Genomic DNA, 23555 nt, shown 5'->3' on the forward strand with positions numbered 1-23555 from the left:
AAACAGTCCTTTACATCACAAATATGACACTACACTTCAACTCAAGCGGCATGATCCGCTTGCGACGGGCCTGAGGTCCGATTCACTGCTGCCAAGCTCCTCTCAGGCACCGTCGACCACTTTCATGGATTGAGGCTTGTATGGGTATCGCCGCCAGCGAATTGTGTCGTTATGTGATCAGGCCGACGTTGATTTACCTCGGCCGCCATGACTTGACAGCTGAATCCCTGCTGCTGGGCATTGCCGCCAGCCAGTCGGAACTGGGTTCTGCGCTGCATGATCGGCGCGGCCATGGCCTGTACAGCATCACCGAACCTCGCCACCGTGCCCTCTGGGACACCTACTTGGCGCTGGACCCCGAACGCGCCAGCCTGGTACGCGGGCTGGCCAGCCAACATGCCTTCCTCAGCGCCCCTCAGCTGGAACTCACGGTCAACCTGCGCTACGCCACCGCCATCGCCTGGTTGCTGGTGGAACAACAGCGTCCCGCACTGCCGGAGCCCGGCGATGTACTGGGCATGGCGCGTATCTGGAAAGAAATTTTTCACCCTCAAGGACGGCTGCGGGATTTCACCCACGCCTGGCAAACCTGTGTTTCACCCATGAATCAGGTCACTTGTTGATCAGGCGTTTTGCAAGATTCGGCTAAAAACGCTGATTTTGGTCGGATTGTCCTACAAAACCGCTCTATCTCCTGCTTTACAGCCTATAGCGCTAACCTAAATTTATTGTTACTTTCCGCAGCGGTGATCACCACGGAGTTCTAATAATGAAAAAAGTAATGCTCAAGACGACACTTAGCCTCGCCGTTGCAATGGCCTCAACCCAACTGTTCGCGAGCGGCTTTGCCCTCAACGAACAAAGCATCAGCGGGATGGGTACCGGTTTTGCGGGGCGCTCCTCATCTGCCGATGATGCAAGTACTGTCGCTGGCAACCCTGCCGGCATGTCGCGCCTCAAGCGCGATCAAATCACTGGCGGCGTTGCCGCTATCGATGCCAAAACCGATATCAAAAACACCAGCGGTGGCCCACCCGGCAGCACCAACGACGGTGACATGGTTCCCTTTACCAAAGTCCCGATGTTGTTTGCCGTGAAAAAAGCGACCGATGACTTGGCATTCGGCCTGGGCGTGTATGCGCCGTTCGGCCTGATTACCAACTACGAAGACAGCTTCGGCGGCCGCTACTACGGCAAGAAGAGTGACGTGAAAGTCGTCACCATCCAGCCGACTGTCAGCTACGCTTTCAACGAATACGTGTCTGTGGGTATCGGCCCGACATTCAACAAAATCAGTGGCAACCTGACTTCGTCTACCCCTCTGGCAGCTACCTTCGGCCGCAATGACGGCCTGGTAGACATCAAGGGTGATGACACTGCGTGGGGCTACAAGATCGGTGTACTGGTCACGCCATGGGCGAGCACCAACATCGGCCTGACGTACACCTCCAAGGTTTCCTACAACCTGACAGGCCACACCGATATTTCCGGCCTTGGTTTCGGTCCGTTCAACGGCGGGCGTTTCGATGCATCGCTGAACATCACCACGCCGGAATCCTACGACCTTTCGGTCACCCACAAGCTGGATGACCAGTGGACGTTGTATGCAGGCACTACCTGGACACGCTGGAGCCGCCTGAAAGAAATCACCGTCAACAACCAGGGTGTTTCGCCTGCCCTCGGTGGTGCGGCGGGTCCGATCGGCACCATCAACGAACCGCAAAACTGGCACGACACCTGGGCTTCGGCCATTGGCGCTTCGTTCCAGGTCAACAAACAGTGGGTTCTGCGTACCGGCTTCTCGGTTGACCAGTCGCCTACCAACAACACCGACCGCTCGGTGCGCATCCCGACGGGCGACCGTAAGGCTGTCAGCTTTGGTGCCGGCTTCAACGCCACCGACGACATCACCATCGACGCGGCCATTTCTTACCTCTGGGAAGAAGAAGTCAACGTCAACCGTACCGGCAAGGGCAACGCCTACAATGCCGACTACAAGAACAGCGCTTGGGGTTATGGCCTGGGGGCCACCTACAAGTTCTGATTCACTGCGAGCCTGACCGGCTCGCCAGTTGAATACAAAAAAGCCCCGCGCTCCTGTAAAGGAGGCGGGGCTTTTTAATGGCTGGGGATCAAGGCTTTGAAGCCAGTGCCTGCTCCACGGCCTTGATCATGTCCGGGCTGTCCGGCTTGGTCAGGCTGGAAAAGTTGGCAATCACCTTGCCCTGGCGGTCCACAACGTACTTATAGAAATTCCACTTCGGCGCGCTGGTCTGCAGCGCCAGGACCTTGAACAGATGCACCGCGTCCGGCCCCTTGACCTTCTGCGGCTCGGTCATGGTGAAGGTCACGCCGTAATTCACATAACAGACCTTGGCGGTCTCTTCGCCAGTCTTGGCCTCCTGCTTGAAGTCGTCGGACGGTACACCGATCACCTCCAGCCCCTGGCCCTTGTAGCGTTGATACAAGGCCTCAAGGCCTTTGAACTGAGGCGCGAACCCGCAAAAGCTCGCCGTATTGACGATCACCAACGGTTTGCCGGCGAAGCGCTGGCACAGGTCGATGGATTCCTTGACCCGCAGCTTGGGCAATTGGCCCTCCAGCAACGACGGGCAATTGGCAGCCAAGGCCAGGTTGCCAACGGCCATCAGGACGGGTACCGCGAGCCAGCGCATCTGCATGTCGAGAGTCCTTCAGTCAGTTCAGACACAGAACTTAACAGATCGCCATGCCCAACTGCATCAACGCCAGGCCGCCGTGCTGCCAACCCCACCAGGCAAGCAGCAACACCAATAGGCCTGTTGTCAGCGCCACACACCGCAGCGTCACACTCATGCCGCCTCCATCTGCGCCTGCAGGCGCGCCACTGGCCGCTCACGCACGGGCCAGTTCAGGGCCGCGGCGAGCAGGCTCAACAGGATTGCCACCTGCCAGATCAAATCGTAATTGCCGGTTCGATCATAGACCACGCCGCCCAACCAGCCGCCGAGGAATGAGCCGAGTTGGTGGAACAGGAACACGATCCCACCGAGCATGGAGAGGTTTCGCACGCCAAACAGCGTCGCGACGGTGCCGTTGGTCAGCGGCACGGTGGACAGCCACAAAAAGCCCATCGCCATGCCAAACACGTAAGCCGTGACCTCGGTCACCGGCGCCCACAGAAACACCGCGATCACCACTGCGCGCAACACGTACAGCCCCGTCAGCAAGCGCGGCTTGGACATACGCCCGCCAAGCCAGCCGGCGGTATAAGTACCAAATACGTTAAACAGGCCGATCAACGCCAGCACCGTGGTGCCGACCGTCGCCGGCAAATGCTGGTCCACCAGGTACGCCGGCAAGTGCACACCAATAAACACGACCTGGAAACCACACACAAAAAAGCCAAAGGCCAGCAGCCAGAAACCCGAGTGGGAGCACGCCTCCCTCAAGGCTTCGCGCATCGTCTGCTGACCGACCATGGCCGGCAGCGGCTTGTCCTTGAGCATCGCCACCAGCGGCAGGATCAGCGCCACCATCAGGCCCAGCACCAGCAATGCCGCCGACCAACCCAACCAACTGATCAGGCCCAAAGTGCCCGGCACCATGGCGAACTGGCCAAACGACCCTGCGGCGCTGGCGACGCCCATGGCCATGCTGCGCTTTTCCGGCGCCACAGCCCGGCCGACCACGCCGAGAATGACCGAGAAGGACGTGCCCGACAGGCCAATCCCGATCAGCAAACCCGCACTCAGGGACAACGACCACGCCGAGTCAGACATGCCCATCAACACCAGGCCCACGGCGTACAGCACACCGCCGACAAACACGGCCTTGGTCGCGCCAAAACGGTCAGCCAAAGCGCCGGTAAACGGTTGCGCCAGGCCCCAGATCAGGTTCTGCAAGGCAATTGCGAAGGCAAAGGTTTCGCGGCCCCAGCCAAATTCGCTGCTCATGGGCGCCAAAAACAGGCCGAAGCCGTGCCGCACACCCAGGGACAGCGCCAGGATCAGCGCACTGCCTAACAGCACCCAGCCACTGGTGCGCCACATCGAGGTCATTTCTTATTCTCCGTTCGCGGGTATATACCCGCTTATGTTCGAACAAAGCCGCGTTTACGCGAGTTCGTCCAGCAAGGCCAACAGGGTTTCGCGTTTTTCCACGCCCAGTTGATCAATCAATTTCTGCTGCGCCGCTTCCCAGGCCGGCAAGGCCGCCGCCAATCGCTCTTCACCGGCTGGCGTCAACAGCACCAGGCGGTTGCGCAAGTCACCGCCCTCAACCAATTGCACCAGGCCCTCGCCTTCCAACACCCGGAGGTTGCGCCCCAAGGTGCTGCGGTCCAGGCCCATGGCTTCAGCCAGGCTGGAGATGCTCGGTTGGTGGAGGCGCTGCAGGTTACACAGCAAAGAATACTGGGCAACGTTGATCCCGAAGCCGTCGAGAGCGCCGTCGTAATGCCTGCTGACGCCACGGGCGGCGCGTCGCAGGTTGGTGCATAAACATTGGGAAGCAAGCATGGAGCGTGTATATACCCGGGATTAATTAATTGCAAGAAAGCGTTACAGCGCCAGCCCGACCAGAACCGCCATTTCCAGCAATTCCAACAGGGCGCCGGCCGTGTCGCCCGTAGTGCCGCCCAATCGATTGACCATCAATTGGCGCAGCCCGATAAAACACAGTGCAGCGAGCAATACCGCAATCCCGCCGCTGAAACCGCCAATCAGGATACAGGCCAGGCCGCTGAGGATCAGCACCTGCTGACCGACAATCCGGGGTAAGTGATCCGACAATGCCTGGCCCAATCCGCCTGCACGCACGTAGCGCGTGGTCAGAAACAGCGCCAGCATCGACGCCCTCCCGATCAAGGGTGCGAGGATCAGCGCCGCACCGTTGTGCTGTTCGATCAACGCCACCAGCGCGGCGAACTTGAGCAGTAACACCAACCCCAGCGTGACCACGGCAATCGGGCCGCTGCGCGGGTCTTTCATGATGGTCAGCGTGCGTTCCCGGTCGCCGAAACCACCAAGCCAGGCATCGGCGCTGTCGGCCAGGCCGTCCAGGTGCAAGCCACCACTGAGCAGCACCCAGGCCGTCAGCAACAGCGCAGCGTGCAACAACAGCGGCGCGCCCATCAACGCCGTGTTCAGGTCCCACAACAGCAGCCCGAACAGCAGGCCCACCAGTGGGTAAAACAGCAACGAACGCCCCAGTTCCTGAGGCTGCGGCATGCCGGGCAAACGGATCGGCAGGCTGCTGAGAAATTGCAGGGCAATCCAGAATGGCAACATGCTCAAGCACCTTCCTTCAACACACCATCCGCCTCGACCTGCAGACTGAACAAGCCGCCGTGGCCAACCTCGACATTCAGCAATTGCTCCCGGGGCAAGCCTCGCGCCCGCGCCAACAGCAGGCGCATCACGCCGCCGTGGCTGATCAGCAACACGCGCTCACCGGCATACGCCTGATGCAGGCGTGAGACGGCGCCCAGCACCCGCGCGCAAAAGTCGCTGACAGGCTCGCCCTCTGGCGGCGTAAAGCTGTACGGGTCAGCCCAAAACAGGCCCAGCCCTTCAGCATCAGTGTCCATCAACGCCGCCGCGCTGTGCCCTTCCCAGGCGCCGAAATGCAACTCCTGCAGGTCTTTTTCCAGGCTGACCGGTACCTTGAGCCGTGCGCCCAACTCATGGGCGAACAGTGCGCACCGTTGTAACGGCGAGCTGACCAGGCGGTCCCAAGGTCCTTGCGCTGTCACGGCGGCGCGCATCTGCTCCCAGCCCTTGGCCGTCAGGGCGTCATCCAGGCTGCCACGCAAGCCGCCACCCAGCTCGGTTTCGCCGTGGCGCAGCAGGTCCAGGTGCAAGGTCATGCCGGGCGGTCTGCCACGGCCGCTTCAGCGAACGTCGCCATTTGCCCGTGCAGCGCACACGCCAGACGCAGCAAAGGCACCGCCAGCACCGCACCACTGCCCTCGCCCAGGCGCAGGCCGAGTTCCAGCAACGGTTGTGCGTCAAGGCTTTGCAGCACATGACGATGTCCCGGCTCGGCGCCACGATGGCCAAACACCAGCCATTCACGGCACGCCGGGTTCAGGCGCGTGGCCACCAGCGCAGCGACGGTGCAGATAAACCCATCCACCAGCACCACGATGCCTTCCTGGGCACAGGCCAGGTAGGCGCCGACCAGCGCGGCGATTTCAAAACCACCCAGGTTGAACAGGCTGTGCAGCGCGTTATCACGCTGCCCGGCATGCAGCGCCAGCGCGCGCTCGATGACTGCCACCTTGTGGCTCACACCCTGGGCGTTCAAACCGGTGCCCGGGCCCGTCAGGTCACTCACTTTGCAATCGAGTAATGCGCACGCCAGCGCACTCGCCGCCGTGGTGTTGCCGATGCCCATTTCGCCGCCGATAAACAACTGCGCGCCGCTTTGCAGCGCACGGCGTACGCTGTCGCGACCGGCTTGCAGGGCCAGGCGTCCTTGGGCCTCAGTCATCGCCGGGCCATTGACGAAATTCGCCGTGCCCGCGCCGATGTTCAGGTGACGCACACCCGGCAAGTCCAACGACGGCGTCACCGTGCCGAGGTCCACCACTTCCAGCTGCGCGTCCAATTGCTTGGCCAACACACTGATGGCCGCGCCGCCGGTGACGAAGTTATGCAGCATCTGCCCCGTGACTTCCTGGGGAAACGCCGACACGCCCTCCGCGAACACCCCGTGGTCACCGGCAAAAATGGCGATCCACAGCTGATCCACCGACGGTTTGACACGGCCTTGCAGGCCGGCCAACTGCACCGCCAACGCTTCCAATTGGCCGAGAGAGCCGGCGGGTTTAGTCAATTGCTGCTGGCGAGCCAGCGCTTGTTCATGCGCCGAGGCGTCGACCGCCTTGCACGGGTTGAGCCACCAGGTGTCAGTCATAACGCAGTACCTTTCAACGTCAGGGGCAGGCCGGCAACCGTCAGGACAACACGCTGACAACGCTCGGCCAAGGCTTGATGCAGCCAACCGGCTTCATCCACATAGCGGCGAGTCAATTCGCCCAGCGGCACGACACCCAAACCGGTCTCGTTGCTGACAAAAATGATTTCCCCCGGCAGCGAGGCCAGGGTTTCCAACAGCTGATCGCGCTCAAGCGTCAGGCGTGCCGGGTCTTCGAGCATCAGCAGATTGGTGAGCCAGAGGGTCAGGCAATCCACCAACAAACAGCGATCCGCCGCTGCGTTTTCACGCAGTACACGTGCCAGTTCGACAGGCTCCTCGATCAACCCCCAAGCATCGGGACGACGCTCGCGATGCAGCAAAACACGCGCATTCATCTCCCCATCCAGCGGCTGGCTGGTGGCGATATAAATAACCGGCAACGCGCTGTCAGCGGCGAGCTTTTCCGCAAGACGGCTCTTGCCGGAACGGGCACCGCCGAGGATCAGTTGAAGCATGGGGTGCCACCTTTGTTGAGTTCACGCGGATCAATAGGGGCGCGGGCTTGCTTGCGGTGGGTGATAAAGGAAATGCGCACAGTTTGGAGGATTGTGTCGCCTGGGAGGGCTTCGCGAGCAAGCCCGCTCCCACAGTTGGAGGGTGGGGTGTCAGTTGAATAGGAGGCGCCGCTATCGCAGGCAAGCCAGCTCCCACAATTAGATTGGGAAGCGCCGCTATTGCGAGCATCCCAGCTCCCACATTCCAATCGCGTACCCACCGTCAAACCCCACACAGCGTGCGCAACAAGCCGGTATCCAGATGGTTCTCCACCAAGTCCGCCAAGCGCTCAATATCCCGCTCGCGCAACGCGTGGTAATCCACCTCCTGCACATCCTGCAACCCCGCCCAGCGCAGCAAGGCGCTGCACGCCGCCGGCGTCTCGAACAGGCCATGCAGATAAGTCCCAAGAATCTGCCCATCCGCACTCTGCGCACCGTCACGACGGCCATCATCCAGCAGCACGGCGGCCTGAGACAACGCGGCACCCGACGTCACACCGGCATGAATCTCATACCCGCTGACCTCAGCCCCTTCAAGCAACAAACGCCCACGCACATTGCGCAGTTGCTTCTCTTCCTCCAGCGTCGTACTGAACGCCAGCAAACCCAAGCCTTCACTGGACCCGGCAGCGCCTTCCAGCCCGAGCGGGTCATGCACCTGCTCACCGAGCATCTGCAAGCCGCCGCAAATGCCGAGCACCTTGCCGCCATAGCGCAAGTGCCGCGCCACCGCAGTGTCCCAGCCATTGGCGCGCAGATACGCCAAATCACTGCGCACGCTTTTCGAGCCTGGCAGGATGATCAAGTCGGCGGCAGGAATCGCCTGGCCCGGCCCGACGAATTGCAAATCCACCTGCGGGTGCAAACGCAGCGGATCAAAATCGGTGTGATTGCTGATACGCGGCAACACCGGCACCACCACCTTGAGCACGTGGACGGCCTTGTCGATCTGGCGCTGGTCAATGCCGTCTTCGGCTTCCAGGTGCAAGTCCATCACGTACGGCAACACACCCACCACCGGTTTGCCGGTGCGCGCTTCCAGCCAATCCAGCCCCGGCTGCAACAGGGCGATATCGCCGCGAAAGCGGTTGATGATGAAGCCCTTGACCCGCGCCTGTTCCGTCGGCGAAAGCAATTCCAAGGTGCCGACCAAATGCGCAAACACGCCGCCACGGTTGATGTCGGCGATCAACAGCACTGGGCAATCCACCGCCTCGGCAAAGCCCATATTGGCGATGTCATTGGCGCGCAGGTTGATCTCCGCCGGAGAGCCTGCGCCCTCCACCATCACCACGGGGTAGGCCGCGCTCAACCGCGCGTGGGAAGCCAGCACGGCGTGCATCGCGATGGCTTTGTAATCGTGATAGGCCACCGCGTTCATGCTGGTCACGGCGCGGCCATGGATGATCACTTGGGAACCGGTGTCGCTGTCGGGTTTGAGCAGTACCGGGTTCATGTCGGTGTGCGGCGCGAGGTTGGCGGCCTGCGCCTGCACGGCCTGGGCACGGCCGATCTCGCCGCCTTCAGCGGTGACGGCGCTGTTGAGCGCCATGTTCTGAGGCTTGAACGGCGCCACCGCTACGCCCTGGCGTACCAGCCAACGGCACAGCGCGGTCACCAGGGTACTTTTGCCAGCATCGGAGGTGGTGCCCTGCACCATCAGCGTCGTCATGAAGCGTCCTTGTAGGCGGCGAGCGCCGCATCGAGTCGCAGCCAATCCGCCTCGGTGTCGGGCAAACCGAAACGCACACTGCTGTCGTGGACAAACAGGCGCAGCAGAATGCCGCGCTGGGCCATGAATTCGTGCAGCCGTTCGGCGTGGGGGGTGATCAGCCATTGGAACAGGGCGCAGCCGCCGTGGGGTTGAAAGCCATGGCGTTCAAGCAATACAAACAAACGCTGACCGGCTTCGAGGCAACGCGCGCGTTGGTGTGTGTGCCCGGCGGTATCGCGCAGGCACACCTGGCCGAGCACCCGCGTCGGCCCGCTGACGGCCCATGGCCCGAGCTGTTCGGCGAGCAGCTTGAGCAACCTGCGCTCGGCCAGCACAAAGCCCAGCCGCACACCCGCCAGGCCGAAGAACTTGCCGAACGAGCGCAGCACAATCAGACCGACTTGATGGGCGTGGCTCGCCAGGCTCAGTTGCGGGGTGACGTCCATAAACGCTTCGTCCACCACCAGCCAGCCGCCGCGTTCGGCCAGGCGTGAGTGCCAGTCGAGCAGGCGTTGCGGGGTCAGGCTCAGGCCCGTGGGATTATTCGGGTTGACCACCACCAGCACGTCGAGGCTGTCGAGGAAAAAATCGACTTCCTGCTCCTGCACTTCACGCACCACGTACCCGGCGCGGCGCCAGGCCTCGGCGTGTTCGGCATAACAGGGCGACAGCACACCGACCTTGCCGGAGCGCCGCAGCCGCGGCAGCAACTGGATCGCCGCCTGGGAACCCGGCACCGGCAACACATGGGCGGCGCCGTAATACTCGCTGGCGGCCTTTTCCAGGCCGTCATCGGTTTCCGGCAACCGCGCCCAGGCGCGCAGCGGGATCTCGGGGATCGGCCACGGCCAGGGCGCGAGGCCGCTGGACAGGTCAAGCCAGTCGGCCTCGGCAATCCCGTACTGAATCGCTGCCTTACGCAGCCGGCCACCGTGCTCAAGCATAGAATTGCGCCCCCGCGCACAGGATCAGCAGCCACAACCAGACGCCGCGCTGCACCAGTTGCCAGCCACGGTCGATGGAATCGGCATCCGCTGCCGGGCCTTCGCCCAGTGGCGGACGCTGATGCAACTCGCCGTGATAAATCGCCGCGCCGCCCAATTCGACACCCAGCGCACCGGCACCGGCCGCCATCACCGGGCCTGCGTTGGGGCTGTCCCACGTCGGGCCCTGGGTGCGCCAGCATTTAAGTGCCAGGCGGGTTTTGCCCAATACGGCGTAGGTCAACGCCACCAGACGTGCAGGAATATAGTTGAGTACATCGTCGATCTTCGCCGCTGCCCAGCCGAAGCGCTCGAAGCGTTCGTTGCGATACCCCCACATGGCGTCGAGAGTGTTGCTCAGGCGATAAAGGACCACGCCCGGCACGCCGGCAACCACGAACCAGAACAGCGCGGCGAATATCGCATCGCTGCCATTTTCCAGCACCGACTCAGTGGCGGCACGGGCGACTTCGGTGCGGTCCAGTTCGCTGGTCTGGCGGCTGACCAGATAGCTCACGCGTTTACGCGCTTCGTCCAGGTCATCACTGCGCAATGCTTGGGCCACGGGGATCACATGCTCGCCCAGGCTGCGCATGCCGAGGGCGCAGTACAGCGCCAGAATCTCCAGCACCCAACCGATGTACGGCGCCCACGACAAGGCGGTAGCCAGCAGGGTCAGCGGCACCACGGCGATAAACCACGCGGTCACGCCATGGCTGCGCCAGCCACGGCCACCGGTGTTGAAACGTTGCTCGATGCGCCCGGCGAAATTGCCGAACGCCACCAGCGGATGCCAGCGCCTGGGTTCGCCCAGCAGCGCATCCAGCGCCACTGCCGCGACGCACAGCAAGGCCACACTCATTGACTCACTCCCCACACATTTTCATACAACATGTCACTCAGCGGCCGTGGTTCGGTCCAGCCTTCGAGCTGCAACATCGGTGCCGGGTAGAACTGCGCTACCGGGCCCAGACACAGCACGGCGAGGGGTTTCGCGCCGGGCGGCAAACCCAGCAGGTCGGCCAGCGCCTGGGGTTCGAACAACGAAACCCAGCCCATCCCAATGCCCTCGACACGCGCGGCAAGCCACAGGTTCTGAATCGCACAGGACAACGACGCCATGTCCATTTCCGGCAACGTGCGCCGACCGAAAATGTGCCGTTCGCGGTCATCCATCAGCGCCGCCACGAGTACTTCGGCGCAGTCGTTGATGCCCTCGACCTTGAGCTTCATGAACTCATCGGAGCGCTCGCCCAAGGCTTCGGCGGTGCGCACGCGCTCTTCTTCCACCAGCTGTTGAATCTGCCCGCGCAACGCGCGATCGCTGATGCGGATAAAGCGCCACGGCTGCATCAAGCCCACGCTCGGCGCCTGGTGCGCGGCCTGGAGCAGGCGATGCAGTAATTCGGGCGCCACACTGCCGCCGGTGAAGTGGCGCATGTCGCGGCGTTCGGCGATGGCGCGGTAGACGGCGTCGCGGTCGGACTGGGGGAAGGCGTTGTCGGTCATGGCCTCTTCGCGGGCAAGCCCGCTCCCACCTGTTGGATAGTGAACGCTGTCGAGGTGGGCGCTGGCTTGCCTGCGATGGCGCTCTCAGGGCTCGGCGCAAACAATGCGGCCACCGCAGCCGGATTCGACGGAAAATAGAAATGTACGTAGGAAGCAGTCATGCGCCCCTGTCGGAAAACTGCCTCGGCCCCGCGCCCGCCATTCGGGCTGAGGCCACGGGCAATCGGCTGCCACTCGGTACTGGTCAGCGAGTGGTGATAGGTGTGACCACGCAATACACCTTCCGGCAGCTCGACACTTTGCAGCGCCAGCGCCGCGAGTTTCTTTTGCATCACCGCATCGCCTTGTAACAGGCCGACCAGTTCGGCACGGGTGCCATCGACGTCGGTGAGCGAGTCGAGCAGGTAAAGCATGCCGCCACATTCAGCGAGCAAGGGTTTGCCGGCCGCATGGTGGGCACGGATGGCGTCGAGCATCGGGGTGTTTTCCGACAGCGCCTGGTGGTGCAGTTCCGGGTAGCCGCCGGGCAGATAGAGGCTGTCGGCGTCAGGCAATTGGCGATCATGAATCGGTGAGAAGAAGCGCAGTTCGGCGCCCATGGCGCGCAGCAGGTCGAGGCTGGCGCCATACGTGAAGGCGAAGGCTTCGTCACGCGCGATGGCAATACGCACACCGGCGAGCAAGGGCTCGGCCTCGATCACTTGCGGCGCGGCAAAGGTCACCGGTGGCGGCAACGCGACTTCACAGCTGCTGCCCAAGGCTTGGGCGGCGGCGTCCAGGCGTACGTCGAGGTCATTCAGTTCGCTGGCTTGCACCAGGCCCAAATGGCGGCTGGGCAATTCGATCCCGGTTTCACGCGACAGCGCGCCATACCAGCGCAGGCCTTCAGTGAGGCTGCCTTCGAGCAATTGCGCATGGCGCAGGGTGCCGACGCGGTTGGCCAGCACACCGGCGAACGGCAGATCGGGCTGATAGCGCGCCAGGCCCAAGGCCAGCGCGCCGAAAGTCTGGGCCATGGCGGTACCGTCGATTACGCCAAGCACCGGCACGCCGAAATGCCGCGCCAGGTCGGCGCTGGAGGGCGTGCCGTCGAACAGGCCCATCACGCCTTCGATCAGGATAAGGTCGGCCTCGCCCGCCGCTTCCCACAGCAGACGGCGACTTTCCTGCTCGCCCACCATCCACATGTCCAATTGATACACCGGGGCACCGCTGGCGCGCTCGTGGATCATCGGGTCGAGGAAGTCCGGCCCGCATTTGAACACGCGCACTTCGCGCCCCAAATTGCGGTGCAAACGCGCGAGTGCAGCGGTGACGGTGGTTTTGCCCTGGCCGGACGCCGGTGCGGCGATCAAGACAGCCGGGCAATGACGGGGCTGATTCAAAGTTCGACGCCCTTCTGTGCCTTGATGCCGGCCTGGAACGCGTGCTTGAGCATGCCCATGTCGGTGACGGTGTCGCCCAATTCAACCAGTTCAGGCTTGGCGCCACGGCCGGTGACCACCACATGTTGCATTGGCGGGCGGGCTTGCAGGTCGCTGAGTACTTGGTCGAGGTCGAGGTAGCCGTGCTTGAGGGCGATGTTCAGCTCGTCCAGCACCACCATGCCGATGGAAGGGTCTTGCAGCAGTTCACGAGACACCGCCCATGCCGCTTCGGCGGCGGCGATGTCGCGCTGGCGGTCCTGGGTTTCCCAGGTAAAGCCTTCGCCCATGACGTGGAAGCGCACTTGCTCGGGGAAACGGCGGAAGAACAGCTCCTCGCCCGTGCTGTTGCGCCCCTTGATGAACTGCACCACGCCGCATTGCATGCCGTGGCCCATGGCCCGGGCGAGCATGCCAAAGGCCGAGCTGCTCTTGCCTTTGCCGTTGCCGGTCAATACCAGCAGCAATCCGCACTCGTTGGGGGAATTGGCGATGCGCTCGTCGATCACGGCTTTTTTGCGCAACATACGCGCCAGGTGGCGCTCGTCGCGGTCAGGGGAATCAGTCATGGCAGCTCTCCGTTGGGGCTGGACAAAAACGGCGGGCAGGAAAAAGACCAAACAGACAGCCAAGCATCGCCCACCGTGATGCTGTTGGATGATCCAGGCCGGTCTCCGGACTCATGAGTGGCGCTCTTGCGCTTCTCTTTATAAAGCGAGAGAGCGCAGGCCGACGGTGCGCCTTCCCATATCGCGTGCGATACAGTGGCAAAAAGCACCGTTTTCACTCATTTACCGTTGCGGGGGCAGCGCCGGAATTGCGGCAGCACTGTGTACAAGTGCGCTCACTCACCGGCTTCCCTGTTTCACTCTGTCGACCCGCGGGCCACAGAGCACCTGGAACAAGCCGCGAAGGTTAGTGGGTTGGGGGTGGAGCGTCAATTAAAGCTGGCCTTGCACTTGAACCATCGCACCACCGCGCTCCTCTACCCTTACAGGTATTCAGGAGAAAACCATGCATAAAACCAGACTAGCCTTACTCATCATGGTCGCAGGCACCCTCGCCGCCTGCGGAGAAAGCTCTACCCTGCAGGTCTCCGACGGCACCGGGCCCTCGCCCAAGCTGCCGGAGCCGAACAAGACGCTGATCCCCACCGTGAACATCGCCCCGGCGATCGGCTGGCCTGACGGCGCGAAGCCCACGGCGGCGGCAGGCACTCAGGTGGCGGCGTTTGCCGAAGGCCTGGATCACCCGCGCTGGCTGTATGTGTTACCCAACGGTGACGTGCTGGTGGCAGAAACCAACGCACCGCCCAAGCCTGACGATTCCAAGGGCTTACGCGGCTGGGTGATGGAGAAGGTCATGGGCCGCGCCGGCGCCGGTGTGCCGAGCCCGAACCGCATCACGTTGCTGCGCGATGCCGACCACGATGGCGTCGCCGAGACGCGCACGGTGTTCCTGGAGAACCTGAACTCACCGTTCGGCATGGCGCTGGTGGGCAACGACCTGTACGTCGCCGATTCGGACAAGCTGTTGCGTTTCCCTTATCAGCCGGGCGAAACCGCGATCAAGGATGCCGGTACCAAGTTGGTCGACCTGCCCGGCGGCAGCATCAACCACCACTGGACCAAAAACGTGGTGGCCAGCAAAGACGGCAGCAAGCTGTATGTGAGCGTCGGCTCTAACAGCAATGTCGGCGAAAACGGCCTGGACGCAGAACAAGGTCGGGCGGCGATCTGGGAAGTTGACCGCGCCACGGGCCAGCACCGTATTTTCGCCTCGGGCCTGCGCAACCCCAATGGCATGGACTGGGAACCGCAGAGTGGCAAGCTGTGGACGGCGGTGAATGAGCGCGACGAGATCGGCAGCGACCTGGTGCCGGACTACATCACCTCGGTCAAGGATGGGGCGTTTTATGGCTGGCCGTTCAGCTACTACGGGCAGCATGTGGATGTGCGCGTTACCCCGCAAAACCCCGACCTGGTGGCTAAGGCGATCGCGCCGGACTACGCCGTGGGCCCGCACACCGCCTCTTTGGGGCTGACGTTCGCGCAGGGCAGCAAACTGCCGGCGCAGTTCAGCAACGGCGCGTTTATCGGCCAGCACGGTTCGTGGAACCGCAAGCCGCACAGTGGCTACAAGGTGATCTTCGTGCCGTTCGAGGGTGGCCAGCCCAAAGGGCAGCCGGTGGATGTGCTGACCGGGTTCCTCGACAAAGACGAGAAAGCCATGGGCCGGCCGGTAGGCGTGGTGATTGATCAGCAGGGTGACTTGCTGGTGGCGGATGATGTGGGGAACAAGGTGTGGCGGGTGTCGGCGGTTAAGTAGCCAGTTTCAGCGACGCCACAAACAACTGTGGGAGCGGGCTTGCTCGCGAAAGCGGTGGTTCAGTCACCTATGTATCGACTGACACTCCGCCTTCGCGAGCAAGCACGCTCCCACAGTTTGATCGCTGCTTGACTCAGGGGTTACGCGCCAGATCAGCCGGCAACACGCGCTTGGCGCTCAGGTAAGCATTTTGCCAATAAGCCTTGGACAGCGTGTCCAGCTTCACCGTACCGCCGGTCTGTGGCGCATGCACAAAGCGGCCCTCGCCCACGTAGATCCCTGCGTGGCTCACCTGGGAGCCGCCGCCAGTGGCGAAGAACAGCAAATCACCGGTCTGCAGGTTTGCTTCGCTGACATCCTGGGCACGCATCACAATCAGTTCGCGGGTGGTGCGCGGTAAGGAGATGCCCGCCGCGTCACGGTACACAAAACCGATCAAGCCACTGCAATCAAACCCCGAGTCCGGCGTATTGCCGCCCCAGCGATATGGCGTGCCGACCAGGCCCAGCGCGCGAAAAAGCACGTCTTCGGCAGCCGGAGAGAAACTTTGCGTGGAATAGTTGAACACCGGCTTGGGCTTCACGGCTATGGGAACCGGCGGCGGTGGACGGCTTGCGCAGGCGCTGAGGAGCGCGGCGCAAACGAGAAGAATGAGGCGGGCTGAGGTCGACATGGGCAGAACAATCCTGGTCTGGATGCGGCTTTTCGCTGCCGAACGTTGAAAACCAGAACGCGCAAGCAAAGCTCGCGCGAACGGATTACAACAATATCCAGGGATTCTAGCGCTTACACGTCAAACTTCAAGTATCACTTTAACTTTACTTGCTGGCGGTAACCGTGGTCGGGGCCATGGCGAGTGCGCGCTTGGCTTCGATGAAGGTTTTGCTCCAGTAGCTGTCACCGAGGTTGTCGACTCGAACACCGCCACTGCGACGGCTGCTGGAGTGGATAAACTGGTTATCGCCCAAGTAGATACCTGCATGACTGACGCGACCGCGGCCAGCCGTACTAAAGAAAAGCAGATCACCCGGCTTGAGGTTGTTGCGTGCGACCAACGGTGCATCGACGTTGATCATTTCGCGGGTCGAGCGAGGCAAATTCATGCCGGCTTCTTCACGAAACAGGTAGCCGATGAAGCCGCTGCAGTCGAAACCGGCCTCAGAGGTACCGCCGAAACGGTAACGGGTACCGATCAGGGACATGCCGCGTTCGAGGATGCTGTCGGCCAGAACTGGAAGCTGGTAAGGCTTGCTGCCGGCGAAGTCGGCCAGTTCTTTTTCAGTAGCGATCTCTTCCTGGTAAACAGTGGAAGATTGCGATGCTACGAATTTAGCTTGGTTTTGAACCTGAGGATTTTGCTGCTCAGCCACGTTTTGAGTGTGGGTGGCGCAACCAAACAACAGGGTGACGAGTGCGAGAGGCACGAGGGGTGCGAAGCGATTTAGCATGGGCACGACCGTGGCTGATATGTAAAGAAGTCGAGACTATGCCCACTATCACATCGATTTGCAAATTCAATCGTGATCTATGTGACTTCTTGTTTGGACTATGACATCTAAGCCCTTAACACCCTATTCATGCCTTTTGCGTGGCCAAACCGGCTCAAACGCGGGTTTTCTGACGCCTGAAATTTGCCAAAAGCCCCGAAATGACTGGGTTGGCTACCAGCCGAGGGTTTCTTTCAAGAAGGGAATGGTGAGCTTGCGCTGGGCCTGCAAAGAGGCTTGATCGAGCTGTTCAAGCAAATCGAACAACGCGCTCATGCTACGGGTGCCGCGGGTGAGGATAAAGTGCCCGACTTCATCGGTCAGGTGCAGGCCGCGACGCGAGGCACGCAATTGCAGAGCGCGCAATTTGTCTTCGTCGGACAAGGGCCGCATCTGGAAGATCAGCGCCAGCGTCAGGCGCGACTTGAGGTCGGCAAGCTTCACCGGCAGCTCACGCGGTGAGGTGGAGGCGGCAATCAACAAACGCCGGCCACTGTCGCGCAGACGGTTGAACAGGTGAAACAGCGCCTCTTCCCACTCGGCCTTGCCGGCAATCGCCTGCAGGTCATCCAGGCACACCAGCTCGTATTGTTCGAGGTGGTCGAAGATCCCGATACCGCGGTCCATCAATTCGGCCAGCGGCAGGTACACCGCCGGTTCACCCATCTGCTCGAAGCGCAGGCATGCCGCCTGCAACAGGTGGGTACGCCCCACGCCGTGCTTGCCCCACAGATAGATCAGGCTTTCCGTCCACCCGGCGTCGGCTTCGCAGAGCCGCTCGACATAGCCGAGTGCAGCGGCATTGGCGCCTGGGTAGTAATTGATGAAGGTGGCGTCGTCACGCAGACGCACCCCCAAGGGCAGCTGAATCGGTTTCATGCTGACTGAACGGCTCCAAACGAACCGTTAGTGGCCTCTGTGTAAAGTTTGCAAAGTTTATACCCGTGACGCCGGGCGCACAATGCAGCAGACCACAAGCAAAATCAAAGGTTTGCGTTAACTTGGGGTATTTGCGCAAATTGTTTGACGCCCCGCCTCCAGAAACAACAAACCCGGCCTGGGCCGGGTTTGTGACGAAGCGGTTACAGATCCGGGTCTTCGACCCCGGTGTACACATCCGAATCCTTGTACAGATCGTGCACATGGCGCACCAACACCATGATCACCGCCGCCACTGGCAGCGCGAGCAGGATGCCGGTAAAGCCAAACAGCTCGCCACCGGCCAGGATCGCGAAGATCACCGCCACCGGGTGCAAGCCAATCCGGTCGCCGACCAGCAACGGCGTCAGCACCATGCCTTCGAGCGCCTGGCCGACCATAAACACCGCCACGATCCCCAGCATCGGGTACAGGTCGCCGCCGAACTGGAACAGCCCTGCCACCAGCGCAGCGCCGATACCGATCACAAAGCCCATGTACGGCACGATAGCGGCCAAGCCGGCAATCAGGCCGATCAACAAGCCCAGCTCCAGGCCGATCGCCATCAAGCCGCCCGCATAGATGATCCCCAAGGCCAGCATCACCAGCAACTGCCCGCGCACGAACGCGCCGAGGACTTCATGACACTCTTCAGCGAGGGACACGATGCGCTCCTCACGATCACGCGGCAGCAGGCTGCGGATCTTGGCCATCATGATGTCCCAGTCACGCAGCAGGTAAAAAGCCACCACCGGGATCAGCACCAGGTTGGTCAACCAGCCGATCAGCGCCAGGCTCGAAGCCGTGGCCTGGCTGAGCACCACACCGACGATATCGGTGGTCTGGCCCATGTGCTCACTGATCGCAGCCTTGACCTTGTCGAACTTCCAGAAGCCGTCCGCCAGCCCCAGCTTGGTTTGGGCCCACGGCATCGCCGTGTGCTGCAACCAGTCGAGCATCTGCGGCGCCAGTTCATACAGGCGGAACAACTGCTTGGCCAACATCGGCACCAGTACCAGCACCAGCGCGGTGATGATCAACGTGAACAGGGCAAACACCGCCACCACGCCCCAAGTGCGCGACAAGCCGGCTTTTTCCAAGCGATCCACCACGGGATCGAACAGATAGGCGAGCAACAAGGCGACCAGGAACGGCGTCAGGATCGAATGCAGCAAAAACACAAAGACGCACAGCAGGACAATCCCGCCAAGCCACACCCAACGACGCGTATCCGCCATAAACCACTCCATCTGTTATTTGCTTCCCGCTTCTATATAAGAAGGAAGACCACTTACCAACGAAAACGCAGTTGCGCCTGAGGTTCAGGTGCGACAGGCGGTTGAGTGCCATCGGCCACCGGTGGCTGAGCAGGCGCCTCACCCGCAGGCACCTCCGTCAACTTGGCCAGGCTCAACTGAGTACGTAACTGATCGGCGCTGCCATTGACGCGATACACAATGCGATTGCCATCCACGCGTTGCGGCTGGCCACCAAAAGGCTCCAGCAAATGACCCAATGCGGCGTAGCGCTCCAGGGTCATGCCCTGCACTTCAAGCAACTGTTCGGTGCTGACCCCTGGCTTGACGGCAAAGCGTGGCGCCAGCTTTTGGCTGACCGCCAGCATCACGGCATCGGCCACTGCGCCCGTGTCGGCACCCTGGGCGGTGCCCTGTTCGCTCTTGTCGCCCAGCCACAGACGCCATTTGGCCTGCCATTGGCTGCCTTCCTGGCGCGCGTGGACGGCGAGCAATGCGTCGGCGCCGTAGCGTTCAGAGGCGGCGCGCAATGGGGTGGCGTCTGCGCTTTCCAGATTCGGCGCCGTGGCGACGACCTGTTCTTCCAGGTCACCCAGCGGCAGGCGCAATGGCAAGCCACGGTGCTGGGCCGCACGGCGCAGCGCCTGGGCAACGGCCTGACCGTCACCGATCAAGCTGCTGCCCTCGGTGGAATCGTTCAGCCACCAGCCGAGGATCGACGGCCGGTTGCTGCCCCAGAGCGACAGGCCTGCTTCACGCAGGGCGCGGTCGGTGCTGACCGGGTCGAAGTCCACTTGCAGGCTTTCCGGCGGACCGGCGTCGTAGCCGTATTGGCTGATGATTTGTTGCGGGTCTTTGCGAATGGCCGCCAGGCCCGGGCCATCGGCGGCCTTGGCGTCGCCGGTCAGGCGGATCACCAGGGTTTGCACGGCGCGCTGGGTGGCCTGGTCGCGCTCTTGGGGCGACTGGCTGCTCACCGGTTCAAGTACTTGATAAAGACCGTTGAGGGTTTCGGCATGACTCGCCAGGCTGACCAACGACAAGCAGCCTACAAAAAAGAATTTACACAGACGCATGGAAGATTCCCGAACGACAAATTTAGCGGCTGGAACAGACCGCGTGAACTCGGTTAGCGAGGCTGTGACCACAGCGACCGGTAAAACATTCACAGGGTCCCGGTAGTTTTTGTACTGTCATAACGATAGCGGATTCAAGGCTATACCTTAATACGCACCAAAGCAGAGCCGATTAGCATTTTTTTAACCGGCTTTTTCACCTATATGGCCCTGCCCGTCGGCCCGAGGATGGCCGCTGCCCCTCAAGCCTGATAAAATCGCGCGCCTTCGCAGACCGTCAACGGCTGGGCTCTTTTCAAAAGCCCCCGCCCACTCGGTCGTTACCCCTGAATCCCCCCTAAAGGCCTGGATCATGAGCAAGCAACCCTCCCTGAGCTACAAGGACGCCGGTGTAGACATCGACGCCGGTGAAGCATTGGTCGAACGCATCAAGAGCGTCGCCAAGCGCACTGCGCGCCCCGAAGTCATGGGCGGCCTGGGCGGTTTTGGCGCCCTCTGCGAAATCCCGGCCGGCTACAAACAGCCTGTGCTGGTGTCCGGCACCGACGGCGTGGGCACCAAGCTGCGCCTGGCCTTGAACCTGAACAAGCACGACAGCATTGGCATCGACCTGGTTGCCATGTGCGTCAACGACCTGGTGGTGTGCGGCGCCGAGCCGTTGTTCTTCCTTGACTACTACGCCACCGGCAAGCTCAACGTCGAGACCGCGACCCAGGTCGTGACCGGCATCGGCGCCGGCTGCGAACTGTCGGGTTGCTCCCTGGTCGGCGGCGAAACCGCTGAAATGCCAGGCATGTACGAAGGCGAAGACTACGACCTGGCCGGCTTCTGCGTTGGCGTGGTGGAAAAATCCGAAATCATCGACGGTTCCAAAGTCGCTGCCGGTGACGCCCTGCTCGCCCTGCCATCGTCCGGCCCACACTCCAACGGCTACTCGCTGATCCGCAAGATCATCGAAGTGTCCGGCGCCGACATCGAGAGCATCCAGCTCGACGGCAAGCCGCTGACCGACCTGTTGATGGCCCCGACGCGCATCTACGTCAAGCCACTGCTCAAGCTGATCAAGGACACTGGCGCTGTAAAAGCCATGGCCCACATCACCGGTGGCGGCCTGCTGGACAACATCCCGCGCGTACTGCCAAAAGGCGCCCAGGCCATCGTCGACGTCGCCAGCTGGACTCGCCCGGCAGTATTCGACTGGCTGCAAGCGCAAGGCAACGTCAACGAGACCGAAATGCACCGCGTGCTGAACTGCGGCGTGGGCATGGTCATCTGCGTGGCTCAAAAGCACGTTGAAACCGCGCTGAATGTACTGCGTGAAGCCGGCGAGCAACCTTGGGTCATCGGCCAGATCGCGACTGCCCCAGAAGGCGCAGCCCAGGTTGAACTGAAGAACCTCAAGGCTCACTGATGCCTGAGACCTGTAATGTCGTGGTGCTGCTGTCCGGCACCGGCAGTAACTTGCAGGCCTTGATCGACAGCACGCGCGCCGGCGACAGCCCGGTGCGCATCGCTGCGGTGATTTCCAACCGCAGCGACGCCTACGGCCTGCAACGCGCCAGGGATGCGGGCATCGAAACCCGCTCGCTGGATCACAAGGCGTTCGAAGGCCGCGAGGCCTTCGATAGCGCCTTGATCGAGCTGATCGACGCCTTCAGCCCCAAACTCGTGGTCCTTGCCGGCTTCATGCGCATTCTCAGCGCTGATTTCGTGCGGCACTACGAAGGACGCCTGCTCAATATTCACCCTTCCCTGCTGCCCAAGTACAAAGGCATGCACACGCACCAGCGCGCACTCGACGCCGGTGACAGTGAGCATGGCTGCAGCGTGCACTTTGTCACCGAGGAACTCGATGGCGGGCCTCTGGTCGTACAGGCAGTGGTTCCGGTAGAGTCAGCAGATTCGGCGCAGACACTTGCGCAACGGGTTCATACCCAGGAACACAGGATTTACCCGCTGGCTGTTCGCTGGTTTGCCGAGGGCCGGTTGATTCTTGGTAAACAGGGTGCATTATTGGACGGTCAGTTACTCGCGGCCAGCGGCCACTTGATTCGAACCTAGGAGATTTTATGCGTCGCGCCTTGCTCTTCGCTTTTGCGCTGTTCGCCTTGCCAGCCGTGCAAGCAGCAGACCTTCACCCTTTCTCCGCCAGTTACACCGCCGACTGGAAACAGTTGCCCATGAGTGGTTCGGCCGAACGCAGCCTGACCAAGAATGAGAATGGCTCCTGGACCTTGAATTTCAAGGCTTCCATGATGATCGCCAGCCTCACCGAGACCAGCGTCATCAACTTCGACAAGGACGCCCTGCAACCGAAGAGCTACACCTTCGAGCGCGGCGGCCTGGGCAAGGCGAAGAAGATCAACCTGGACTTCGACCAGACGGCCAAGAAAGTCACCGGCTTCGAAAACAAGGACCCGGTCAATGTCACCCTCGAAAGTGGCATGCTCGACAAGTCGACCTATCAACTTGCCCTGCAGCGTGACGTCGCCGCCGGCAAGAAAAGCATGAGCTACCGCGTAGTCGAAGGCACCGACGTCGACACCTATGACTTCCGCGTGATCGGCCCGGAAAAGGTCCAGACCAAAGCTGGCGCCATTGACGCCATCAAGGTTGAGCGTGTGCGCGACCCGTCGCAAAGCAAGCGCATCACCCAGATGTGGTTTGCCAAGGACTGGGGCGGCATCCTGGTTGCCCTGCGTCAGGTAGAAACCGACGGCAAGGAATACAACATCATGCTGCTGGACGGCACCGTTGATGGCCAGGCTGTCAAAGGTAGCTGATACGCTGATGTGCTGAAAAAAGAGCCTCGCTGAATGCGGGGCTTTTTTTCGTCTGCAGGTTGTGTGCTGGGCCTGATACCGCCATCGCAGGCAAGCCAGCGCCCACATTGGTATGCATTTTCCCTGTGGAGCTGGCTTGCCTGCGATGACGTCAGCACTGCCGACACAACACTTTAAGCCCCCCAGAACATGAAACTTTTGTCATAAAACTCAGGACCCTGCGACCGAATGTCACGGTTTACGGGGGCTGCAAGACTGTTGCGTTTCCTGCAATGAATAGTTACGTGCAAAATCGGTTTACTTAGCAAGCTAACAAAACATATAACAGAGGCCTGCGACGACTTGCCGCAGATCAACCAGAGATTGGAGCAAGCAGATGACTGTAAAAGTAACTGAACGCGACGATGCACACATGTCCCACGAAGCACTGGGCCATGGGATTCACATCTGGGATGTACATCAACAAGACCAACTGGTCGGCATGTTCCACAACGAGAACGAAGCCCACAATTATAAAAACGAGCTCGAAACTCTCGAAATGAAGCGCCAGGCACAAAGCTCCTGAAACTCTGAAATCGCGTAGACGCCCGGCCCACGCAGCCGGGCCGCCTACACCC

Annotated in this window: 25 protein-coding genes and 1 riboswitch; of the genes, 7 read left to right on the forward strand and 18 right to left on the reverse strand. The window is 61.5% G+C overall.

The genetic code is table 11. The features are described 5' to 3' along the window. Positions 1-140 precede the first annotated feature (140 nt). Both WBB95_RS01925 and WBB95_RS01930 read left to right on the forward strand, forming a co-directional pair. A complete protein-coding gene (locus WBB95_RS01925; protein WP_424486044.1) occupies positions 141-623 on the forward strand; it encodes a hypothetical protein in 483 nt (160 codons plus the stop codon). Positions 624-769: 146 nt separating this feature from the next. Continuing rightward, positions 770-2044: an OmpP1/FadL family transporter gene (locus tag WBB95_RS01930; RefSeq protein WP_424486045.1), complete on the forward strand. Its 1275-nt coding sequence runs from the start codon at positions 770-772 to the stop codon at positions 2042-2044. An 88-nt stretch (positions 2045-2132) separates the two neighbouring features. Here the strand turns inward: WBB95_RS01930 and WBB95_RS01935 are convergent, their stop codons facing one another. The 13 genes from WBB95_RS01935 to cobO form a co-directional block, all read right to left on the reverse strand. After that, positions 2133-2681 (reverse strand): glutathione peroxidase, encoded by a 549-nt coding sequence (locus WBB95_RS01935; RefSeq protein ID WP_424486046.1) that lies wholly within the window; start codon positions 2679-2681, stop codon positions 2133-2135. Positions 2682-2831: 150 nt separating this feature from the next. Next, the gene (locus tag WBB95_RS01940) at positions 2832-4040 is read right to left on the reverse strand and encodes an MFS transporter (RefSeq protein ID WP_424486047.1); all 1209 of its coding nucleotides are present in this window, start codon (positions 4038-4040) and stop codon (positions 2832-2834) included. 54 nt (positions 4041-4094) lie between these two features. After that, entirely contained in the window at positions 4095-4499 is a 405-nt protein-coding gene (locus WBB95_RS01945; protein WP_424486048.1) for a MarR family winged helix-turn-helix transcriptional regulator, read from the reverse strand. A 42-nt stretch (positions 4500-4541) separates the two neighbouring features. Then, on the reverse strand, positions 4542-5270 hold the full coding sequence (locus WBB95_RS01950) for an adenosylcobinamide-GDP ribazoletransferase (protein WP_424486049.1): 729 nt from the start codon (positions 5268-5270) through the stop codon (positions 4542-4544). A 2-nt stretch (positions 5271-5272) separates the two neighbouring features. Beyond that, positions 5273-5848: an alpha-ribazole phosphatase family protein gene (cobC, locus tag WBB95_RS01955; RefSeq protein WP_424486050.1), complete on the reverse strand. Its 576-nt coding sequence runs from the start codon at positions 5846-5848 to the stop codon at positions 5273-5275. Continuing rightward, a complete protein-coding gene (gene cobT, locus WBB95_RS01960; RefSeq protein WP_424486051.1) occupies positions 5845-6900 on the reverse strand; it encodes a nicotinate-nucleotide--dimethylbenzimidazole phosphoribosyltransferase in 1056 nt (351 codons plus the stop codon). Before cobT ends, cobC begins: the two co-directional genes overlap by 4 nt. Beyond that, positions 6897-7418: a bifunctional adenosylcobinamide kinase/adenosylcobinamide-phosphate guanylyltransferase gene (gene cobU / locus WBB95_RS01965; RefSeq protein ID WP_424486052.1), complete on the reverse strand. Its 522-nt coding sequence runs from the start codon at positions 7416-7418 to the stop codon at positions 6897-6899. Before cobU ends, cobT begins: the two co-directional genes overlap by 4 nt. Positions 7419-7680: 262 nt before the next feature. Next, positions 7681-9132, reverse strand: coding sequence for a cobyric acid synthase (locus tag WBB95_RS01970; protein WP_424486053.1), 1452 nt, complete (start codon positions 9130-9132; stop codon positions 7681-7683). After that, on the reverse strand, positions 9129-10118 hold the full coding sequence (gene cobD / locus WBB95_RS01975) for a threonine-phosphate decarboxylase CobD (protein ID WP_424486054.1): 990 nt from the start codon (positions 10116-10118) through the stop codon (positions 9129-9131). The genes WBB95_RS01970 and cobD overlap by 4 nt, the downstream gene beginning before the upstream one ends. Continuing rightward, positions 10111-11019, reverse strand: a complete 909-nt coding sequence (cbiB, locus tag WBB95_RS01980; RefSeq protein ID WP_424486055.1) for an adenosylcobinamide-phosphate synthase CbiB — start codon at positions 11017-11019, stop codon at positions 10111-10113. Before cbiB ends, cobD begins: the two co-directional genes overlap by 8 nt. Continuing rightward, on the reverse strand, positions 11016-11666 hold the full coding sequence (bluB, locus tag WBB95_RS01985) for a 5,6-dimethylbenzimidazole synthase (RefSeq protein ID WP_424486056.1): 651 nt from the start codon (positions 11664-11666) through the stop codon (positions 11016-11018). The genes cbiB and bluB overlap by 4 nt, the downstream gene beginning before the upstream one ends. Beyond that, on the reverse strand, positions 11663-13051 hold the full coding sequence (locus WBB95_RS01990) for a cobyrinate a,c-diamide synthase (protein WP_424486057.1): 1389 nt from the start codon (positions 13049-13051) through the stop codon (positions 11663-11665). Before WBB95_RS01990 ends, bluB begins: the two co-directional genes overlap by 4 nt. Then, on the reverse strand, positions 13048-13659 hold the full coding sequence (cobO, locus tag WBB95_RS01995; RefSeq protein ID WP_424486058.1) for a cob(I)yrinic acid a,c-diamide adenosyltransferase: 612 nt from the start codon (positions 13657-13659) through the stop codon (positions 13048-13050). The genes WBB95_RS01990 and cobO overlap by 4 nt, the downstream gene beginning before the upstream one ends. Before the next feature lie 79 nt (positions 13660-13738). Then, positions 13739-14005: riboswitch (cobalamin riboswitch) on the reverse strand. A gap of 99 nt (positions 14006-14104) precedes the next feature. Between cobO and WBB95_RS02000 the strand changes: the two genes are divergently transcribed. Beyond that, a complete protein-coding gene (locus WBB95_RS02000; RefSeq protein WP_424486059.1) occupies positions 14105-15418 on the forward strand; it encodes a PQQ-dependent sugar dehydrogenase in 1314 nt (437 codons plus the stop codon). Between the two features lie 133 nt (positions 15419-15551). Here WBB95_RS02000 and WBB95_RS02005 read toward each other — a convergent pair whose 3' ends face one another. The 5 genes from WBB95_RS02005 to WBB95_RS02025 form a co-directional block, all read right to left on the reverse strand. Continuing rightward, on the reverse strand, positions 15552-16091 hold the full coding sequence (locus tag WBB95_RS02005) for an NlpC/P60 family protein (RefSeq protein ID WP_424486060.1): 540 nt from the start codon (positions 16089-16091) through the stop codon (positions 15552-15554). A gap of 145 nt (positions 16092-16236) precedes the next feature. Continuing rightward, complete coding sequence (locus tag WBB95_RS02010; RefSeq protein ID WP_424486061.1) at positions 16237-16866, reverse strand: C40 family peptidase; 630 nt, start codon at positions 16864-16866, stop codon at positions 16237-16239. Between the two features lie 213 nt (positions 16867-17079). After that, positions 17080-17784 (reverse strand): DnaA regulatory inactivator Hda, encoded by a 705-nt coding sequence (hda, locus tag WBB95_RS02015; RefSeq protein ID WP_058422138.1) that lies wholly within the window; start codon positions 17782-17784, stop codon positions 17080-17082. Positions 17785-17987: 203 nt separating this feature from the next. Next, the gene (locus WBB95_RS02020) at positions 17988-19061 is read right to left on the reverse strand and encodes an AI-2E family transporter (RefSeq protein ID WP_424486062.1); all 1074 of its coding nucleotides are present in this window, start codon (positions 19059-19061) and stop codon (positions 17988-17990) included. A 53-nt stretch (positions 19062-19114) separates the two neighbouring features. After that, entirely contained in the window at positions 19115-20155 is a 1041-nt protein-coding gene (locus WBB95_RS02025; RefSeq protein WP_424486063.1) for a DUF2066 domain-containing protein, read from the reverse strand. 352 nt (positions 20156-20507) lie between these two features. Here WBB95_RS02025 and purM point away from each other — a divergent pair, with 352 nt between their 5' ends. The 4 genes from purM (at position 20508) to WBB95_RS02045 (ending at position 23503) form a co-directional block, all read left to right on the forward strand. After that, positions 20508-21566, forward strand: a complete 1059-nt coding sequence (purM, locus tag WBB95_RS02030) for a phosphoribosylformylglycinamidine cyclo-ligase (protein WP_424486064.1) — start codon at positions 20508-20510, stop codon at positions 21564-21566. Next, positions 21566-22216, forward strand: a complete 651-nt coding sequence (gene purN, locus WBB95_RS02035) for a phosphoribosylglycinamide formyltransferase (RefSeq protein WP_424486065.1) — start codon at positions 21566-21568, stop codon at positions 22214-22216. The genes purM and purN overlap by 1 nt, the downstream gene beginning before the upstream one ends. Positions 22217-22224: 8 nt before the next feature. Next, on the forward strand, positions 22225-22938 hold the full coding sequence (locus tag WBB95_RS02040; protein WP_424486066.1) for a DUF3108 domain-containing protein: 714 nt from the start codon (positions 22225-22227) through the stop codon (positions 22936-22938). 376 nt (positions 22939-23314) lie between these two features. Then, positions 23315-23503 (forward strand): hypothetical protein, encoded by a 189-nt coding sequence (locus tag WBB95_RS02045; protein ID WP_078738442.1) that lies wholly within the window; start codon positions 23315-23317, stop codon positions 23501-23503. The last annotated feature ends 52 nt before the right edge of the window (positions 23504-23555 follow it).

The sequence above is a fragment of the Pseudomonas sp. genome (genome assembly GCF_049645325.1).
In the GTDB taxonomy this organism is placed as follows: Bacteria; Pseudomonadota; Gammaproteobacteria; order Pseudomonadales; family Pseudomonadaceae; genus Aquipseudomonas.

Excerpts from the sequence above, each read along its gene's own strand:
- WBB95_RS01925 (WP_424486044.1), top strand. The coding sequence starts at position 141 with ATGGGTATCGCCGCCAGCGAATTGTGTCGTTATGTGATCAGGCCGACG.
- WBB95_RS01930 (WP_424486045.1), top strand. The coding sequence starts at position 770 with ATGAAAAAAGTAATGCTCAAGACGACACTTAGCCTCGCCGTTGCAATG.
- WBB95_RS01935 (WP_424486046.1), bottom strand. The coding sequence starts at position 2,681 with ATGCAGATGCGCTGGCTCGCGGTACCCGTCCTGATGGCCGTTGGCAAC.
- WBB95_RS01940 (WP_424486047.1), bottom strand. The coding sequence starts at position 4,040 with ATGACCTCGATGTGGCGCACCAGTGGCTGGGTGCTGTTAGGCAGTGCG.
- WBB95_RS01945 (WP_424486048.1), bottom strand. The coding sequence starts at position 4,499 with ATGCTTGCTTCCCAATGTTTATGCACCAACCTGCGACGCGCCGCCCGT.
- WBB95_RS01950 (WP_424486049.1), bottom strand. The coding sequence starts at position 5,270 with ATGTTGCCATTCTGGATTGCCCTGCAATTTCTCAGCAGCCTGCCGATC.
- cobC (WP_424486050.1), bottom strand. The coding sequence starts at position 5,848 with ATGACCTTGCACCTGGACCTGCTGCGCCACGGCGAAACCGAGCTGGGT.
- cobT (WP_424486051.1), bottom strand. The coding sequence starts at position 6,900 with ATGACTGACACCTGGTGGCTCAACCCGTGCAAGGCGGTCGACGCCTCG.
- cobU (WP_424486052.1), bottom strand. The coding sequence starts at position 7,418 with ATGCTTCAACTGATCCTCGGCGGTGCCCGTTCCGGCAAGAGCCGTCTT.
- WBB95_RS01970 (WP_424486053.1), bottom strand. The coding sequence starts at position 9,132 with ATGACGACGCTGATGGTGCAGGGCACCACCTCCGATGCTGGCAAAAGT.
- cobD (WP_424486054.1), bottom strand. The coding sequence starts at position 10,118 with ATGCTTGAGCACGGTGGCCGGCTGCGTAAGGCAGCGATTCAGTACGGG.
- cbiB (WP_424486055.1), bottom strand. The coding sequence starts at position 11,019 with ATGAGTGTGGCCTTGCTGTGCGTCGCGGCAGTGGCGCTGGATGCGCTG.
- bluB (WP_424486056.1), bottom strand. The coding sequence starts at position 11,666 with ATGACCGACAACGCCTTCCCCCAGTCCGACCGCGACGCCGTCTACCGC.
- cobO (WP_424486058.1), bottom strand. The coding sequence starts at position 13,659 with ATGACTGATTCCCCTGACCGCGACGAGCGCCACCTGGCGCGTATGTTG.
- WBB95_RS02000 (WP_424486059.1), top strand. The coding sequence starts at position 14,105 with ATGCATAAAACCAGACTAGCCTTACTCATCATGGTCGCAGGCACCCTC.
- WBB95_RS02005 (WP_424486060.1), bottom strand. The coding sequence starts at position 16,091 with ATGTCGACCTCAGCCCGCCTCATTCTTCTCGTTTGCGCCGCGCTCCTC.
- WBB95_RS02010 (WP_424486061.1), bottom strand. The coding sequence starts at position 16,866 with ATGCTAAATCGCTTCGCACCCCTCGTGCCTCTCGCACTCGTCACCCTG.
- hda (WP_058422138.1), bottom strand. The coding sequence starts at position 17,784 with ATGAAACCGATTCAGCTGCCCTTGGGGGTGCGTCTGCGTGACGACGCC.
- WBB95_RS02020 (WP_424486062.1), bottom strand. The coding sequence starts at position 19,061 with ATGGCGGATACGCGTCGTTGGGTGTGGCTTGGCGGGATTGTCCTGCTG.
- WBB95_RS02025 (WP_424486063.1), bottom strand. The coding sequence starts at position 20,155 with ATGCGTCTGTGTAAATTCTTTTTTGTAGGCTGCTTGTCGTTGGTCAGC.
- purM (WP_424486064.1), top strand. The coding sequence starts at position 20,508 with ATGAGCAAGCAACCCTCCCTGAGCTACAAGGACGCCGGTGTAGACATC.
- purN (WP_424486065.1), top strand. The coding sequence starts at position 21,566 with ATGCCTGAGACCTGTAATGTCGTGGTGCTGCTGTCCGGCACCGGCAGT.
- WBB95_RS02040 (WP_424486066.1), top strand. The coding sequence starts at position 22,225 with ATGCGTCGCGCCTTGCTCTTCGCTTTTGCGCTGTTCGCCTTGCCAGCC.
- WBB95_RS02045 (WP_078738442.1), top strand. The coding sequence starts at position 23,315 with ATGACTGTAAAAGTAACTGAACGCGACGATGCACACATGTCCCACGAA.